16 protein-coding genes are annotated in these 15,155 nt (G+C 58.0%); 10 read left to right on the top strand and 6 right to left on the bottom strand.

The genetic code is table 11. The annotated features are described in order from the left end of the window. Positions 1-94 precede the first annotated feature (94 nt). Together hrcA and grpE are read left to right on the top strand one after the other, a co-directional pair. The gene (hrcA, locus tag FB593_RS07960) at positions 95-1,186 is read left to right on the top strand and encodes a heat-inducible transcriptional repressor HrcA (protein ID WP_003514754.1); all 1,092 of its coding nucleotides are present in this window, start codon (positions 95-97) and stop codon (positions 1,184-1,186) included. 113 nt (positions 1,187-1,299) lie between these two features. Continuing rightward, positions 1,300-1,935: a nucleotide exchange factor GrpE gene (gene grpE / locus FB593_RS07955; protein WP_003514756.1), complete on the top strand. Its 636-nt coding sequence runs from the start codon at positions 1,300-1,302 to the stop codon at positions 1,933-1,935. A 130-nt stretch (positions 1,936-2,065) separates the two neighbouring features. Here the strand turns inward: grpE and ptsN are convergent, their stop codons facing one another. The 6 genes from ptsN to lptC form a co-directional block, all read right to left on the bottom strand. Beyond that, positions 2,066-2,527, bottom strand: coding sequence for a PTS IIA-like nitrogen regulatory protein PtsN (gene ptsN, locus FB593_RS07950; protein ID WP_003493488.1), 462 nt, complete (start codon positions 2,525-2,527; stop codon positions 2,066-2,068). Positions 2,528-2,609: 82 nt separating this feature from the next. Beyond that, entirely contained in the window at positions 2,610-3,191 is a 582-nt protein-coding gene (gene hpf / locus FB593_RS07945) for a ribosome hibernation-promoting factor, HPF/YfiA family (protein WP_003514759.1), read from the bottom strand. 234 nt (positions 3,192-3,425) lie between these two features. Then, positions 3,426-4,976 carry an RNA polymerase factor sigma-54 gene (gene rpoN / locus FB593_RS07940; protein WP_145166446.1) on the bottom strand — a complete coding sequence of 517 codons (1,551 nt, stop codon included), beginning with the start codon at positions 4,974-4,976 and terminating at the stop codon, positions 3,426-3,428. A 153-nt stretch (positions 4,977-5,129) separates the two neighbouring features. Beyond that, positions 5,130-5,939 carry an LPS export ABC transporter ATP-binding protein gene (gene lptB, locus FB593_RS07935; protein WP_003514762.1) on the bottom strand — a complete coding sequence of 270 codons (810 nt, stop codon included), beginning with the start codon at positions 5,937-5,939 and terminating at the stop codon, positions 5,130-5,132. A gap of 9 nt (positions 5,940-5,948) precedes the next feature. Beyond that, positions 5,949-6,515 carry an LptA/OstA family protein gene (locus FB593_RS07930; protein ID WP_003514763.1) on the bottom strand — a complete coding sequence of 189 codons (567 nt, stop codon included), beginning with the start codon at positions 6,513-6,515 and terminating at the stop codon, positions 5,949-5,951. 13 nt (positions 6,516-6,528) lie between these two features. After that, a complete protein-coding gene (gene lptC, locus FB593_RS07925; RefSeq protein ID WP_003514764.1) occupies positions 6,529-7,194 on the bottom strand; it encodes an LPS export ABC transporter periplasmic protein LptC in 666 nt (221 codons plus the stop codon). A 249-nt stretch (positions 7,195-7,443) separates the two neighbouring features. On the opposite strand from lptC, the gene sppA reads away from it, so the two are divergent. From sppA to FB593_RS07885, 8 genes are all read left to right on the top strand, one after another. Continuing rightward, positions 7,444-8,397: a signal peptide peptidase SppA gene (gene sppA, locus FB593_RS07920; RefSeq protein WP_013635364.1), complete on the top strand. Its 954-nt coding sequence runs from the start codon at positions 7,444-7,446 to the stop codon at positions 8,395-8,397. Between the two features lie 2 nt (positions 8,398-8,399). Further along, positions 8,400-8,726 (top strand): integration host factor subunit beta, encoded by a 327-nt coding sequence (locus FB593_RS07915; protein WP_219256707.1) that lies wholly within the window; start codon positions 8,400-8,402, stop codon positions 8,724-8,726. Positions 8,727-8,791: 65 nt separating this feature from the next. Next, positions 8,792-9,133, top strand: a complete 342-nt coding sequence (locus tag FB593_RS07910; RefSeq protein WP_003514766.1) for a LapA family protein — start codon at positions 8,792-8,794, stop codon at positions 9,131-9,133. A gap of 93 nt (positions 9,134-9,226) precedes the next feature. Then, positions 9,227-10,360: a class I SAM-dependent methyltransferase gene (locus FB593_RS07905; RefSeq protein WP_145166445.1), complete on the top strand. Its 1,134-nt coding sequence runs from the start codon at positions 9,227-9,229 to the stop codon at positions 10,358-10,360. After that, entirely contained in the window at positions 10,357-11,217 is an 861-nt protein-coding gene (locus FB593_RS07900; RefSeq protein ID WP_145166444.1) for a TrmH family RNA methyltransferase, read from the top strand. The genes FB593_RS07905 and FB593_RS07900 overlap by 4 nt, the downstream gene beginning before the upstream one ends. Continuing rightward, positions 11,217-11,705 carry a signal peptidase II gene (gene lspA / locus FB593_RS07895; RefSeq protein WP_003514769.1) on the top strand — a complete coding sequence of 163 codons (489 nt, stop codon included), beginning with the start codon at positions 11,217-11,219 and terminating at the stop codon, positions 11,703-11,705. Before FB593_RS07900 ends, lspA begins: the two co-directional genes overlap by 1 nt. 55 nt (positions 11,706-11,760) lie before the next feature. Then, positions 11,761-13,992, top strand: a complete 2,232-nt coding sequence (locus FB593_RS07890) for a hybrid sensor histidine kinase/response regulator (protein ID WP_065688380.1) — start codon at positions 11,761-11,763, stop codon at positions 13,990-13,992. A gap of 95 nt (positions 13,993-14,087) precedes the next feature. Beyond that, the gene (locus FB593_RS07885; protein ID WP_003514771.1) at positions 14,088-14,969 is read left to right on the top strand and encodes a GNAT family N-acetyltransferase; all 882 of its coding nucleotides are present in this window, start codon (positions 14,088-14,090) and stop codon (positions 14,967-14,969) included. The last annotated feature ends 186 nt before the right edge of the window (positions 14,970-15,155 follow it).

Below are 15,155 nucleotides of genomic sequence, written 5' to 3'. Positions count from 1 at the left end.
CCCGGGGTTTTGCAAAGCCAATTTCCATTTTGCCGCAGCGGTGCAACGCATTATATTGGTACGGACAGAGTTTTGACGATAAAGAACGGATGATATGGGCTTTTCCGCACCGCTTTCAAAAGATCAGGCATCGTTGCTGGATGAACGGTCGCGGGAGATTTTCCGGCGCATCGTCGAAGGCTATCTCGACACCGGCGAACCCTTGGGGTCGCGCAGCCTGTCGCGGCTGTTGCCGATGTCGCTTTCACCGGCCTCCGTTCGCAACGTCATGAGTGATCTCGAGGAACTGGGTCTCATCTATTCGCCGCATATCAGCGCCGGTCGCCTGCCCACCCAGACGGGGCTGCGCTTCTTCGTGGACGCATTCATGCAGGTGGGCGATCTGCCCGCCGATGAGAGAGCCAGTATCGACCGCCAGATCGGTCCAGTCGCCGGCCACGAGCAATCGCTGGAAGGGTTGCTGACGGAGGCAAGCCGCATGCTTTCAGGCATGTCGCGCGGTGCGGGCCTGGTGCTGACGGCCAAGAGCGACGTCATTCTCAAGCACGTTGAATTCATCCGGCTGGAGCCCACCAAGGCGCTTGCCGTGCTGGTAGGGGACCACAATCAGGTCGAAAACCGTATCATCGAATTGCCGGTCGGCATTTCGTCATCGCAATTGACAGAGGCGGCGAATTTCATCAATGCCCATCTTTCCGGGCAGACGCTGCAGGAACTGCGGGGCCAGTTTCAGACGCAGCGTGCCGAATTGCAGTCGGAACTCGGCACGCTCGCGCAGGACCTCATCGAACGTGGTCTCGCCATATGGGCGGGCGACAATGAAGAGGGCAAGCTCGGCCGCCTCATCGTACGCGGACGCTCCAACCTGCTGGAAGGTCTGGCCGGTGAGGAAGATATCGATCGTGTGCGCCTGCTGTTCGACGATCTGGAACGCAAGGAAAACCTCATCGAGATCCTCAACCTTGCAGAAAGTGGCTCAGGCGTCAGGATTTTCATCGGCTCGGAAAACAAGCTCTTCTCGCTGTCCGGCTCGTCACTGATCGTGGCACCTTATCGGGATGAGGAAAATCGCGTTGTGGGTGCCGTCGGCGTCATCGGTCCCACGAGGCTCAATTACGCCCGTATCGTGCCTATGGTGGACTACACCGCACAAATTATGGCCCGCCTTTCCCGAAAGCAGAGATAGGACAAGCCCGCAAGGTTAGAGAATGCGGCAAGCTTTTCGCCGCAAGCCTTGATTTTTGCCCTTCAAACCTCGATATCGGGCGCAACCAACAATATTCAAATCTGGAGAACGTCATGACCGACGATACGAAAAAGCCCGGACCTGACGCGGACGTCGCCGAAGAGTTTGTCGAACCCGCATTTACAGGGGAAGAGACGGCGGAAGCTGCCGAGCCCGATCCGATCGAACTGCTCAGGGCCGAAAATGCCGATCTGCGCGACAAGTTCCTGCGTCTTGCAGCAGAAATGGACAATCTTCGTCGCCGCACCGAACGCGAAGTCAAGGATGCGAAGGCCTATTCTCTCGCCGCTTTCGCGCGCGACATGCTTGCCGTTTCCGACAATCTTCGCCGCGCTCTTGAAGCCATTCCGGACGAACTCAAGACCAATGGCGAAGCCGGTCTCAACGGCCTGATCGAAGGTGTCGAGATGACGGAGCGCTCGATGCTCTCGACGCTGGAGCGCCATGGCGTCAAAAAGATCGATGCGGAAGGCCAAAAATTCGATCCGAATTTCCACCAGGCGATGTTCGAAATTCCGAACACGGCAGTTCCGAACAACACGGTACTTCAGGTGGTTCAGGCCGGTTTCACCATCGGTGACCGGGTGCTGCGCCCCGCCATGGTTGGCGTCTCAAAGGGTGGCCCGAAGGTGGAGACCGCCGCAGCGCCCGAGCCGGGCACCGCCTCCGTCAACGAGAAGGATGCGTGAGGCATTCCATCATCTAAAGCGCGTCCAGATGTAAAAAGCTGGACGCGCTTTCGTTTGAAATGCTCCAATAAAAAACGCGCCTCAAGGGCGCGTTTTTTTGTCCATGGAAAGGACCGTCGGCAGCCTTTGATCAGGCAGCGGTCGCCTGCTCCTGATTGAGGAAGGCGTAGATTGCCGTGTCGGAATCGGTGGCACGCAGCTTGGCCACCAGCTCGGGGTCGCGCAAAGCTCGGGCAATTCTCGACAGCGCCTTCAGATGATCCGCGCCGGCGCCTTCGGGTGCAAGCAGCAGGAAAACCAGATCGACCGGCTGGTCATCCAGCGCCTCGAAATCAACAGGTGTTTCAAGACGTGCGAAGACGCCGGTGATCTGATGGATGCTGCTCAGCTTGCCATGCGGAATGGCAATGCCGTGCCCCACACCGGTGGAGCCGAGTTTCTCACGCTGGAGGATGACGTCGAAAACTTCCCGTTCCGAGACTCCGGTAATTCTGGCTGCCTTTGCGGCCAGCTCCTGAAGCAATTGCTTTTTGGAATTCACCTTGAGGGCGGGAATAATCGCATCTTGTTGCAGCAAATCTGCCAACGCCATTCTCTTTTTCCTTCATGCCATCGAGACGATGCAGGAGGCAGATACGCTTTCGCGCTCTGCCTCCCATGTCTTGTCAGACTGTTCAGCTCTTGATCGTTTCCGCGTCGATCCAGCCAATATTGCCGTCATGTCGTCGGTAGACGATGTTGAGATATTCCTTGCCGGGGCTGCGGAACAGCAGAACCGGTTCGTCCGTCATGTCGAGCGCCATCACGGCGCTGGCGACGGACATCGTCTTTATCTGTTTCGAACTTTCCGCAACGATCGTGGGTGCGTAGTCTTCCGGAACCTCGTGGTCCTCATCGGGGACAGCATCCATTACCGTATAGGCGATTTCCGACATCGCGCCGTTCGCCGCAGAACCATTGTGGTGATGGTCCTTCAGCTTCCGTTTGTAGCGACGCAGGCGCTTCTCGATACGCTCGGCGGCGGCATCGAAACTCGCTTGCGGATCATTTGCCTGACCCGCCGCATGCAATACAACGCCCGTATCGAGATGCAGTTTGCAATCGGCTGCAAAACGCGATCCGGACTTCTCTACGGTCACTTGGCCTGAATACCCCCCATCGAAGTATTTGGTAACTGCCAGACCTATATTGTCCTCAATCCGCTGCCGGAAAGATTCGCCGATCTCCATATGTTTACCAGATACACGCACACTCATGGAAAATTTCCTTTTTGTAGTGATTTGCGAGTACGAGCTTACGTCAAGCCGCGCGCGCATCCAAGCGTTTCGAAGGCCTTTAAAAGCCCCCATTCGAATTTTACGCCCATGGACGGTGGAGATGAATCCGTTACAAATGACCTTGCTTACGTGTGCGGCGGGCTTCTAGCCCTTGCCGTAGCAAGAGTCAATGGTGCGGCTGGAAAGCCCTGAAAACGTGACCAGCGCCACCGCTCAGAACGCCGACAGTCTGGCCAGGGCCTTCTTCTCGCGCCGTCTCTGAACGGAGGATGGGATGTTCATCGCCTCGCGATATTTGGCCACGGTGCGGCGAGCAAGATCGATACCACTCTTTTTCAGATTATCGACGATATCGTCATCGGAAAGCACTGCGTCGGCGGCCTCCTGCGCGATCATCGCCTTGATGCGATGACGCACCGCTTCTGCCGAATGGCTGTCACCGCCTTCCACCGAGCTGATGGAAACACTGAAGAAATATTTCAGCTCAAACAGGCCGCGCGGCGTCAGCATGTATTTTTTCGACGTCACCCGGCTGACGGTGGATTCGTGCATCTTGATGGCGTCGGCCACCGTCTTGAGGTTCAGCGGGCGCAGGTGGTCCACGCCATTGACGAGAAAGGCGTCCTGCTGGCGCACGATTTCGGTCGCCACCTTCATGATCGTTCTGGCGCGCTGGTCGAGGCTGCGGGTCAGCCAATGGGCCGTCTGCATGCATTCGGAAAGGAAATCCTGATCCTCTCCCTCACGCGACTTGTGCCTTGAAACCTCTGCGAAATAGGTCTGGTTGATGAGCACGCGCGGCAGGGTCTCGGGGTTGATTTCCACAAGCCAGCCGGCGGCAGAGGAGGGGCGAATGATGATATCAGGAACGATTGTCTCGGAAACGGTCGAATCGTAACCAGCGCCCGGACGCGGATTGAGCGTGCGAATTTCCGCCAGCATGTCGAGAAGGTCTTCCTCATCCACGCCGCAGAGTTTTTTTAGAGAAGCGAAATCTCGTTTCGCCAGAAGCTCCAGATTGTCGATAAAAGCCCGCATTGCCGGATCAAGCCTGTCCTTCTGGGCAAGCTGGATCGCCAGACATTCGCTCAGCGAGCGGGAAAACACGCCGGGAGGATCAAAGCCCTGAAGCGTCTCCAGAATTCGCTCCACTGCCGAAGGCGCCGCCCCCAGCCGTTCAGCGACGTCTTCGACAGCATCTACGGCGATATATCCGGTCTCGTCGAGCTGGCCGATCAGCGCATCGGCGATCATCCTGTCTTCCACAGAGGATATGGCGAGAGGCAATTGCTGATTGAGATGGTCGCTGAGGGTCTGTTTCGCGGCAACGAAGTCGTCGAGATCGTAACTCTCGCCTGACTCCTGCCCGGGCATGGATTTCCACTGCCCCGCCAGTTCGGGTGCGTCGGGCTTTCTGGGTTCGGTATCGTCGGGAAAGACATTTTCGAAGCTGGTGTCGAGCTGTTCGCCGAGATTTGCCGCGCGATCGCCGTACCAGTCGTCGCTGTCGGCCGTTACCGGCGCGGACTTGTCGGACCCTTCGCTGTCGGCATCGCCGAAATTCTCCGCATCAACAGGGCTATCGCTGCTCAAATCCCCGTCGTTTGCCGCAATTTCAAGCAAAGGATTGCGCTCCACCTCCTGCGCGATGAACTGCGTCAGTTCGAAATGCGTCATCTGAAGCAGCTGGATGGACTGCATCAGTTGCGGTGTCATCACGAGAGACTGGTTTTGACGCAGCAAAAGGCTGGCAGATAATGCCATGGCGGACGCGAAACTCCCCTTACAGCTTCTTCGTCGCCACAAATTTCATAAATTTTGCGCAGGCAACGAAACTTGGCCCAAAAATTGCTTTTTTATTATGTTTGGTCAAGCGTCACTGCGGGGCGCGATGAAGAATCTTTCGCGCCCGGGAGCTTAAAGGCTAAAATTATTGCCGAGATAGAGCCGGCGCACATCCGGATTGTTGACGATATCGTCCGCACGGCCATGGGTCAGAACCTCACCGGCATGGATGATATAGGCGCGGTCGATGAGGCCGAGCGTTTCGCGGACATTGTGGTCGGTGATGAGAACGCCGATCCCGCGTGCGGTCAAATGTCTGACAAGGTTCTGAATGTCGCTGACGGAGATCGGATCGACGCCGGCAAAAGGTTCGTCCAGAAGCATGAAGGTCGGATCGGTCGCCAGAGCACGGGCGATTTCCAGACGGCGACGTTCGCCGCCCGACAGCGCGACAGCGGGCGATTTGCGCAGCTGCGCAATGTGGAACTCTTCCAGCAACTCATCGAGCTTGCGGCTGCGCTTGGCGCTGTCAGGTTCGTGCACTTCCAGCACGGCGCGGATGTTTTCCTCGACTGTCAGTCCGCGGAAAATGGAGGCTTCCTGCGGCAGGTAGCCGACACCGAGGCGGGCACGCCTGTACATCGGCATGGTGGTGACGTCGTTGCCGTTGATGGCGATCTTGCCGCTATCGACAGGTACGAGGCCCGTGATCATGTAGAAACAGGTGGTTTTGCCCGCGCCGTTCGGGCCAAGCAGCCCCACGGCTTCACCACGGCGCACGACCAGCGAGACGCCGTTGACGACGCGTCGTGTATTATAGGTCTTCGTCAGACCATGCGCAATCAGGGTTCCGTCATAGCGAGCCTTGTCGGCCTGCGACGCAGCGTCCACAGGTCGGTCGCGCCCACCGCCAAATATTTTTGAGATCGAGGCTATCTTCACGAGGTGAGACTACTGTTTCTTCTGCTGCGATTTCGGATCGAGCATGATCCGGACAGGGCCGCCGCAGCTTTCAAGCTTTGCCTGCCCCGAATTCATCAGAACAGTGAGCTTGCAGCCGGTGAAAACATTCGCGCCCTCGGACAGCACAACCTGCTTGCCGGTCAGAATGAAGGTCTGCGCCGCCATGTCGAATTCGCCGTGATCGGCCGTGGCCTTCTGCGTCTCGGACGTCAGGTAGACGTTATTGTCGACGAAGATTTTTTCGATGTTGGCGTCACCGCTGGTGAGCGAGGAACCTTCACCCTTGTAATTGACCGTCATCTTGCCGGCCTGAAGGGTGGTGGTGCCCTGCACAACTTTCACGTTACCGGTGAAATAGGCCTTGCGCTCCTGGTCCCGAATCTCGAGCTGATCGCTTTCGATAGCGATCGGCTGGTCGCCGGAGAGCTTGACGCCTGTCATGTTGCTGGTGGTGTTCTGAGCGAAAGCCACGGTTGCAAGACAGGAAAAAGCAAAAGCTGCGGCTGTAACGCCTGCGGATTTGCCAAGGGAAACGGGACGGGAAATTTGCATCATCTGGACCGGGCTCTCACTTGCCTTCATTCTTGATATTGGATGCAGCGATACGTGCGCGTACCTGCCCCGAAAATGTAATAGTCTTGCCATTATCCGCGATATCAATCGATTGCGCAACAATGGCGCCGTCGTTTGTTTTGATCGAAACCGGCTCTTTGCTGCTCATTTTTCCAGCCTTCAGATCGACATCCGCAGATTGGAACTTCGCTTGTATGCCATTGCTGAGATTGATGTCAAAAGGGGCGGTCATCTTCAGCGTGTTGGTGGCCCGGTCGAAAATGCCTTCCTTGGCTATCACCTGGGCGACGCTGTCGTTCACAGGCACCGCGGCCAGAACCCTTTCGAGCGTCATGAGGTTGGGGTTGGCGATATCCTGCAACGCACGGTCTGCGTTCATGGAGTAGTCGATCCCCTTCTCGTTGCGGCCCGCAACGGCCGGCTTTTCCATCACGATCTTGCCGTCTTCGATCCTTGCGCTTTCAAGCGAAACCTCTTCGGGCGCCCAGGTGCGAATGAGCGAAACGGCGACGAAGGCAAACGAGATGATCGCCGCACCGAGCGGCAGAATGATTTTCAGCCGCTTCACGCGCGCGGAATGCCTCAGCGCGCGCTCGTAAGCGCCGTTCTGGTCATTGGGCAGCGGAAACGCTGGCGCGGGTTGGCGGAGTCTTTCGAGCATAAGAGTGGGTCCGGAAAACTTCCTGGGCGCCACTTTGGCGCGCAACTGAAGCTTATATGTTTATCTTGATGTCTTTGGCATGAGTGCTGTGTCCTGCCAATATGGTTTTTGTCTGGAAAGGTGCAAGGGAAATGCGAATTTAATCGTAATTCTGGTTTCCTTATTGTTTCCTTGCGGCTTCGCGCTAGAAGAACCATATGGCCATGACGCTTACATTACGCTTCAAATGCCGGAAGGCAGGGGTTTTCGATGGATAATATGGCGATAGCGGATCGCAGACGATTGCGCCGCAAGCTGACTTTCTGGCGGATTGCCGCTGTTTTTCTGTTTGTCGCCGGCATTTTCGGCCTCTACCGGTTTTTATGGGCCACCCCGCAGCAAAGCGAGAGACCCCATATTGCCCGTGTCCAGATCTCCGGGCTGATCCAGGACAATACCGAACTTCTGGAGCGGCTGGACAAGATTGCCAAGAGCGACAATGTCAAAGGGCTGATCGTGTCGATTTCATCGCCCGGTGGCACCACCTATGGCGGCGAGCGCATCTTCAAGGCCATTCGCGGCGTTGCGGAAAAGAAGCCGGTGGTGTCCGATGTCCGCACGCTTGCCGCCTCCGCTGGATATATGATCGCATCTGCAGGTGACGTCATCGTCGCTGGCGAAACCTCGATCACCGGCTCGATCGGCGTGATCTTTCAATATCCCCAGATCGGCCAGCTGATGGATAAGCTCGGCGTCTCGCTGCAGGAAATAAAGTCCTCTCCGATGAAGGCGGAGCCTTCGCCGTTCCATGAGGCGCCCGAAGAGGCGAAGACGATGATCCGTTCCATGGTGATGGACAGCTACGGCTGGTTCGTCGATCTTGTGGCCGATCGCCGCAAATTGCCGCGCGAGGATGTGTTGAAACTGGCGGACGGATCGATTTTCACGGGCAGACAGGCGCTCGCCAACAAGCTGGTCGACACGCTTGGCGGCGAAAAGGAAATTCGCGGCTATTTCGAAACGCGCGGTGTTGCCAAGGATCTGCCGATCGTGGAATGGCGCGCACCGTCTTCCAGTTCGCCTTTTTCGCTTTTCAGTGTTGCGCAAATAGCGAAGCTTCTGGGATATGACGATTTAATACCGTTTGCGGGCTCCGGTCAGCTCGGTGCGGACAAGTTGTTTCTTGACGGTCTTGTTTCCGTTTGGCAGGTTGAGCCGCATTAAAAATCCAATTCTTTCAGGGGGCAACCGTGATCAAGTCTGAACTGGTGCAGATCGTTGCTGCGCGTAACCCGCACCTTTATCACCGTGACGTGGAAAATATCGTCAATGCGGTGCTGGATGAAATCACCGATGCCTTGGCAGCGGGAAATCGTGTCGAGCTTCGTGGTTTCGGCGCATTTTCGGTGAAGAACCGTCCTTCGCGATCCGGTCGGAACCCGCGCACGGGTGAATCGGTTTTCGTCGAGGAAAAATGGGTGCCTTTCTTCAAGACGGGCAAGGAACTGCGTGAACGCCTGAACCCCGGTATGGGTGACGAAGAGGACGATTGATCGTTCTCACCCGCCGCGCCGGAAACGGAGCCGAGGGAATGCACGCCGCGATGGAGTAATGTCGGATGTCGAAAAAAATCATCAACCTCATCATCCTGCTTCCGCTGGCGATTATCCTCGTCATCCTGTGCGTGGCCAATCGTCAGTCCGTGACGCTCGCGCTCAATCCGTTCCGGCCGGAGGATGGTGTACTTTCCTTCACCGCGCCGTTTTTCGTGTTCCTGTTTCTGGCCGTCATTTTCGGTGTGCTTCTGGGATCTTCCGCCACCTGGTTTGCGCAGGGCAAGCATCGCAAGCGCGCCCGGATCGAGGCGAAGGAAGCCGTTCGCTGGCATGACGAGGCGAACCGGCACAAAGCGGCAACAGCCGCGCAGCTTCCGAATGCGGGCCAACTCCCGGCAAAGTGATGGTGCCGACATTCGTTGCGGCTCTAGTCGAGCGACGCTTGGAATGCTATTTGCTGGCGCGATAAGACGCGGGCAGAAGCGGAAAGATTTCCATTGAAGAAAAAAGACAGCCGGCCGGGCAATCGCGTGCGTGCCGGGAGCGAGAAAAGACAGGTTCATGCCGCAAAGCCGGCACGGCGGACGGACGCGGCACCGAAAAAGCGCGAGCCGGACGCGGTGCGCAGCGCGCCCAAACCTGCGCCGAGGGAAAAGATAGCCCCAGTACCGGCCGTTGAGCAGGTGCCTGCGCGGCCCCTCAAGCATCGCACCGGCGAACGTCCCGCAGAACAGGTTCCGGTAATTCTGGAATCGAGTGGCGCGGGTGATTTTCATCTCATCGACAGCGGCAATGGCCTGAAGCTTGAACAATACGGCGAATATCGCGTCGTCCGTCCCGAGGCGCAGGCTCTCTGGCAGCCGTCGGTTCCCGACCGCGTATGGCAGAATGCCGACGCCATTTTTACCGGCGACACGGATGAAGACGGCATGGGCCGTTGGCGTTTTCCAAAGGCAGCACTTGGCGAAACCTGGCCATTGTCGCTGCTCGGCGTCGAATTTCTCGGCCGTTTCACGGCCTTCCGGCATGTCGGCGTCTTCCCGGAGCAGATTGTCCACTGGGAATGGCTGAAAAATGCCGTTGAAACGGCTGACCGGCCGCTGAAAGTCCTGAACCTGTTTGGTTACACCGGCGTCGCTTCTTTGGTCGCCGCTGCTGCAGGCGCTGAAGTGACCCATGTCGACGCCTCCAAGAAAGCTATCGGCTGGGCAAAGGAGAACCAGGCGCTTGCCGGGCTCGAACAGGCGCCGATCCGCTGGATTTGCGAAGACGCGATGAAGTTCATTCAGCGCGAGGAGCGTCGCGGCAGCACCTACGACATCATTCTCACCGACCCGCCGAAATTCGGCCGCGGCACCCATGGTGAAATCTGGCAATTGTTCGACCATCTTCCGTTGATGCTCGATATCTGCCGGGAAATCCTGTCGCCCAAAGCGCTCGGTCTGGTGCTGACGGCCTATTCTATCAGGGCCAGCTTCTATTCGATGCATGAATTGATGCGCGAAATCATGCGCGGCGCCGGTGGCGTCGTTGCGTCCGGCGAGCTCGTCATTCGCGAGGCCGGGCTTGATGGCAAGACGCCGGGCCGGGTGCTTTCCACATCGCTGTTCAGCCGCTGGGAGCCGAAATGACGAACGACATGCGCGAAAACACGACGCGCCGGGTTGGCCAGGTCAAGGAAGTCACCAGCCTTGCCAATCCCATCATCAAGGATATCAAGGCGCTTACCCAAAAAAAGGGCAGGGAAGAGACCGGCACCTTCATGGCGGAAGGCCTGAAGCTGGTTATCGACGCGCTCGAACTGGGCTGGACAATCCGCACCCTGGTTTACGCCAAGGCGGCCAAGGGCAAGCCGCTGGTGGAGCAGGCGGCCGTAAAGACGGTCGCTTCCGGCGGGCTGGTGCTCGAAGTCAGCGAAAAAGTCATCGCCTCGATCACCCGCCGCGACAATCCGCAAATGGTCGTTGGCATCTTTGACCAGAGATGGAAGCCATTGAAGGATATCCGTCCGGAAAAAGGCGAGACCTATATCGCGCTCGATCGGGTGCGTGATCCCGGCAATCTCGGCACCATCATCCGCACGGCGGATGCGGCGGGTGCCTCAGGTGTCATTCTGGTCGGCGATTGCACCGATCCGTTTTCGCTGGAAACGGTGCGTGCGACCATGGGTTCGGTCTTCGCTACGCCCGTTGCCCGCGCCTCGGTTGAGGAATTCCTCTCATGGAAAAAATCAGTCAATGTCAGTGTCGTTGCCACCCATCTTGCCGGGTCGGTGGACTATCGAAAAATCGATTACGCCGGAAAGCCCGTCGTGCTTTTGATGGGTAACGAACAATCCGGCCTGCCGCCTGAACTGGCCGGCAAGGCAGACCAACTGGCGCGCATTCCCCAACAGGGCCGTGCCGATAGTCTCAATCTCGCCATCGCAACCGCTGTCATGCTTTTCGAGGCGCGGCGACATCTCCTCGAACTGGCACCGGTGAAGTAATGGCCAAAGCGGCGTTGTTTTCGAAATTCGGCCCGGCTTTCGCGCTTATCGTTGCTGCCCTTGTGCTGGACCAGGTCGTCAAGCAACTGGTCGAGACCTATCTGCCGTTGCAGGAGATGGTGCCGGTCATTCCGTTCCTGGCGCTTTACCGAACCTATAATCTCGGTGTGGCGTTTTCGATGCTTGCGGACATGCACGGCTGGTTCATCGTCAGCATGCGGCTCGTCATCGTGGTCTTCGTTCTGTGGCTCTGGCGCAAGACGGCGGCGGATCGGACTTTTGCCCATCTTGGCTTCGCCTTCATCATTGCTGGAGCGGCCGGCAATCTTCTCGACCGCTTTTTCTACGGTCACGTCATCGACTACATCCTGTTTCACACCGATACATGGTCGTTCGCGGTCTTCAATCTGGCCGACACTTTCATAACAATCGGTGCCGGTTGCGTCATTCTCGATGAGTTTCTGCACGCCCGGGCGGCTAAAAAGTAAAATTTTAGCGTTTGAGCCAAACATATCAAAACCGCTGCCGTGGTAGCGGTTGTGCATGAGCGAACTGGCACGACTGCGGGAAAAAGTTTCAGATGGCCTCGCCGCCACCCCGGCGCAGCCGGCGGATCGCGTCGACACGACATCTCACCATGGCGGTGCGGGGCGCGGGATAGATGCCAGATCGATCACGCTATACGTTGCCGCGTCATTGTCGGTGGGTGCCTTCTCCGCGGCCTTGATCGCGCTTGCGGTGCCTTATGCGGTCACCGTCGCCTTGGCATCCTTCTTCGGTGCGGTGCTGGTCGGTCTCCTGTACTACGCCATGTTCGGCCAATCCTTCCAGTATCCCGGCAAACTACCTGCAGATGATTTGGATGTACGGCTACGCCAAACTCAAAACCGATCGCTGATTGCCGAGATTCAGGAGGCCATGGGCGATATCATCGTCATCCGCAATATGGATCGGCGCATCGTCGAGGCGAATGCGGTTTTTCGTGAAGTAACGGGCTGCTCGGCACCCGAAGGGCTGAGCTGTGAGGAAATCGGCATCGCTTTCCGGCCAGGCGACAAGGCCCACGCTTATGATGTGGAAATCGCGACCCCGTTCGGTCAGCGCATTTTCTCCTGGCACGATGTCGTCACCCGCGATCTGGCAAGCAGTCGTCTTCTCATCAGCAGCATCGCGAGAGATGTCACCGAGGAGCGGCTGGCACTCGGTGAGCGGGAAAACGCCCGGTTACGCGCGGAAAAGGCCGATGCCGAAAAGGCAAGGCTGCTGGCAACTGTTAGCCACGAGATCCGTCTGCCGCTTTCCGGCATGCTCGGCATGAACCATCTTCTGTCGCAGACGAAGCTCAATGAAGAGCAACGTAATTATCTCGACGGCATGAAGCAGTCCGGTCAGTCGCTGGTACAGTTGGTCGAGGACCTGCTGGATTATTCGACCATGGAGGCGGGCCGTTTCAAACTCAATCCGCGTGCGGAAAACCTGCGTCGGCTGATCGAGAGCATTGTCGAGATGCTGGCGCATCGCGCCCACGAAAAGGGCATCGAAATCACCTCCTTCGTCACGCCGGATGTGCCTGATTATCTGGATTTCGATCCGGCAAGGCTGCGTCAGGTTCTGTTCAACCTCCTCGGCAATGCCGTCAAATTCACGCAGGTGGGCGGGGTCATCATCCGGGCGCGCATGGTTGAAGGCGAATTGCATATCACCGTCGAGGACACCGGCCCCGGCATGAGCCAAGCGGACCAAGCCCGTATCTTTGGCGAATTCGAACAGGCAGGCCCGATGTCGCAGCAAAGTGGGGGAACAGGGCTTGGGCTCGCGATTTCCGCCCGCATCGTCCGGGAATTCGGCGGCAGCCTCACGGTCTTCAGCCGCAAGGGTGAGGGCAGCACCTTCAAGTTGGCATTCCGTCCGGGCAGTTCGTCCACCGGCACGCCGGACCCGGACCGGCACCATTGCCTGCAGCATACCAATGTCCTGCTGATCGCGCCGAGGGGCGTGGCAGCGACGGTGACGATGGAGGCGATCAAGGCTTTCGGCGGTAAATGCGCTCTTATCCACGAACCGGAGGACTTGGAAAGGCTGCACGGTACAGCTGCCGATCTCACCGATATCATTGTCGACAGGCGTATTTCGCCTCTGTTCAGAGACGCGCTAAGGGATTGGCCGCAACAGAATGTCCGCCGCACGTTGCTGGTCAGTCCCGAAGAGCGGGCGTCGACCATGCATGCGTCCTTCGACGCCTGGTTGATCCGGCCGCTGCGCGAAAAGTCCCTGATTGACGTCCTCTGCGGTCGTCTGCGCGGCATAGAACGGCGCGATGCCATCAACGACAACCATCCGGATGTGGGGTTTTCGTCACGGGTGACGGAGGGGGTAAGCGGTATCGATATCCTCGTGGCCGAGGACGACGCCGTCAATGCGCGCATCATCCGGGCCGTTCTGGAAAAAAGCGGTTACATCGTGCGCGGTGTCGACGATTTTCAGGCCCTGCAGCAAGCCGTGGCGCCGGGCACAACCCGCCTGCCGCACCTCATCATATCCGATCTCAATATGCCGGGCGGCGAGGGGCTTGAGGTGCTGCCGGAGCTTCTCGGCACGCTGAAGGGCGGAAGAAATATTCCGCTCATCGTGCTCAGCGGCGATGCGAGCGTTGAAACCGCCGAAATCCTGCTGAATGCCGGTGCGGCCAAGGTTTTGACCAAGCCTGCCGACCCGAGACGACTGGTCGAGGAAATCCGCCGCTTGCTGGAGGCGAAACGCCTGTTGCCATCATGACTTGAGAGACTCGCAATGGCTGCATTTTGTCACTATTCTGTCGTCAATTAGTGATTTATGACAGGAAAAATCTTTTGGTGGCGGAGCGATTCCCCATGGTTGCCGAAATCTACAGTCACGACATTTGTGAAAACAAAGTTGTTATTCATCCTCGTCCAGACACCGCTCAGGACAATGAGGGGCTTTTCGGCCGTATCGGCTCGCTGGAAACACGGCTCGCAAGAAACGAGCGGGAGATCGACGCGGCGCAGTCCGTGCGTTATCGGGTTTTCGTTGATGAAATGAAGGCGCGCCTTCCCGCAGACGCCATGCGCCGCAAGCGCGACATCGACGCCTGGGACAGTGTCTGCGACCATCTGCTCGTGCTCGACAAGGCGATTGAAGGCGACAGCGAAGACCAGATCGTCGGTACCTACCGTCTGTTACGTCAGGAAACTGCACTTGCGAATAACGGTTTTTATTCCGCAAGCGAATTCGACATCGCCGGGCTGGTAGCGCGCCATCCGGGCAAGCGCTTCATGGAGCTTGGCCGCTCCTGCGTGCTGCCGGAATATCGCACCAAGCGCACGGTTGAGCTTTTGTGGCAGGGCAACTGGGCCTATGCCGTGAAACACCGCATGGATGCCATGATCGGTTGCGCTTCGTTCCCCGGCGTGCAGCCGGAAGCCCACGCGCTTGCTCTGTCCTTCCTGCATCACAATTGCGTTGCAAAGGGCGAGTGGGCGGCTTCCGCTCTTCCCGAGCTTTATCACGAGATGGACCTGGTACCGGCTGAGGCGCTGAATGCCCGCAAGGCGCTGAACGCCATGCCGCCGCTGATCAAAGGCTATATGCGTCTCGGCGCCATGTTCGGCTCCGGCGCCGTGGTGGACCACGCCTTCAACACGACAGATGTTCTCGTGGTCCTGCCGGTTTCCTCTATCGCCGGCCGCTACATCAGCTATTACGGCGGCGAGACCGAGCGCATCAACGGCTGACCGGTTTTAACTCGGATCAAGCGGGATGTTCCTGTGGGCAGCGGTGCCGTGTGTGTTGTCTTGGTGCGGCCATTGCCGCTAGTGTCGGCGCTCCCTTTCCGCAACACGATATGACATCGGCAAGCCATTGACGGACGTTTTGACCACCGCTTCCCTGATCTCGGAAGAGAGCCGCGCCACGGCCAC

This window comes from Rhizobium sp. SJZ105 (genome assembly GCF_007828365.1).
GTDB classification, from domain to species: Bacteria; Pseudomonadota; Alphaproteobacteria; order Rhizobiales; family Rhizobiaceae; genus Agrobacterium; species Agrobacterium tumefaciens.
This window is presented reverse-complemented; position numbering and strand designations above follow the sequence as displayed.

Bases quoted from the DNA above. Each gene is read 5' to 3' on its own strand.
- FB593_RS07900 (WP_145166444.1), top strand. From the start codon at position 10,357: ATGACGAACGACATGCGCGAAAACACGACGCGCCGGGTTGGCCAGGTC.
- FB593_RS07910 (WP_003514766.1), top strand. From the start codon at position 8,792: ATGTCGAAAAAAATCATCAACCTCATCATCCTGCTTCCGCTGGCGATT.
- lspA (WP_003514769.1), top strand. From the start codon at position 11,217: ATGGCCAAAGCGGCGTTGTTTTCGAAATTCGGCCCGGCTTTCGCGCTT.
- hrcA (WP_003514754.1), top strand. From the start codon at position 95: ATGGGCTTTTCCGCACCGCTTTCAAAAGATCAGGCATCGTTGCTGGAT.
- FB593_RS07890 (WP_065688380.1), top strand. From the start codon at position 11,761: ATGAGCGAACTGGCACGACTGCGGGAAAAAGTTTCAGATGGCCTCGCC.
- sppA (WP_013635364.1), top strand. From the start codon at position 7,444: ATGGATAATATGGCGATAGCGGATCGCAGACGATTGCGCCGCAAGCTG.
- grpE (WP_003514756.1), top strand. From the start codon at position 1,300: ATGACCGACGATACGAAAAAGCCCGGACCTGACGCGGACGTCGCCGAA.
- lptC (WP_003514764.1), bottom strand. From the start codon at position 7,194: ATGCTCGAAAGACTCCGCCAACCCGCGCCAGCGTTTCCGCTGCCCAAT.
- rpoN (WP_145166446.1), bottom strand. From the start codon at position 4,976: ATGGCATTATCTGCCAGCCTTTTGCTGCGTCAAAACCAGTCTCTCGTG.
- hpf (WP_003514759.1), bottom strand. From the start codon at position 3,191: ATGAGTGTGCGTGTATCTGGTAAACATATGGAGATCGGCGAATCTTTC.
- FB593_RS07930 (WP_003514763.1), bottom strand. From the start codon at position 6,515: ATGATGCAAATTTCCCGTCCCGTTTCCCTTGGCAAATCCGCAGGCGTT.
- ptsN (WP_003493488.1), bottom strand. From the start codon at position 2,527: ATGGCGTTGGCAGATTTGCTGCAACAAGATGCGATTATTCCCGCCCTC.
- FB593_RS07885 (WP_003514771.1), top strand. From the start codon at position 14,088: ATGGTTGCCGAAATCTACAGTCACGACATTTGTGAAAACAAAGTTGTT.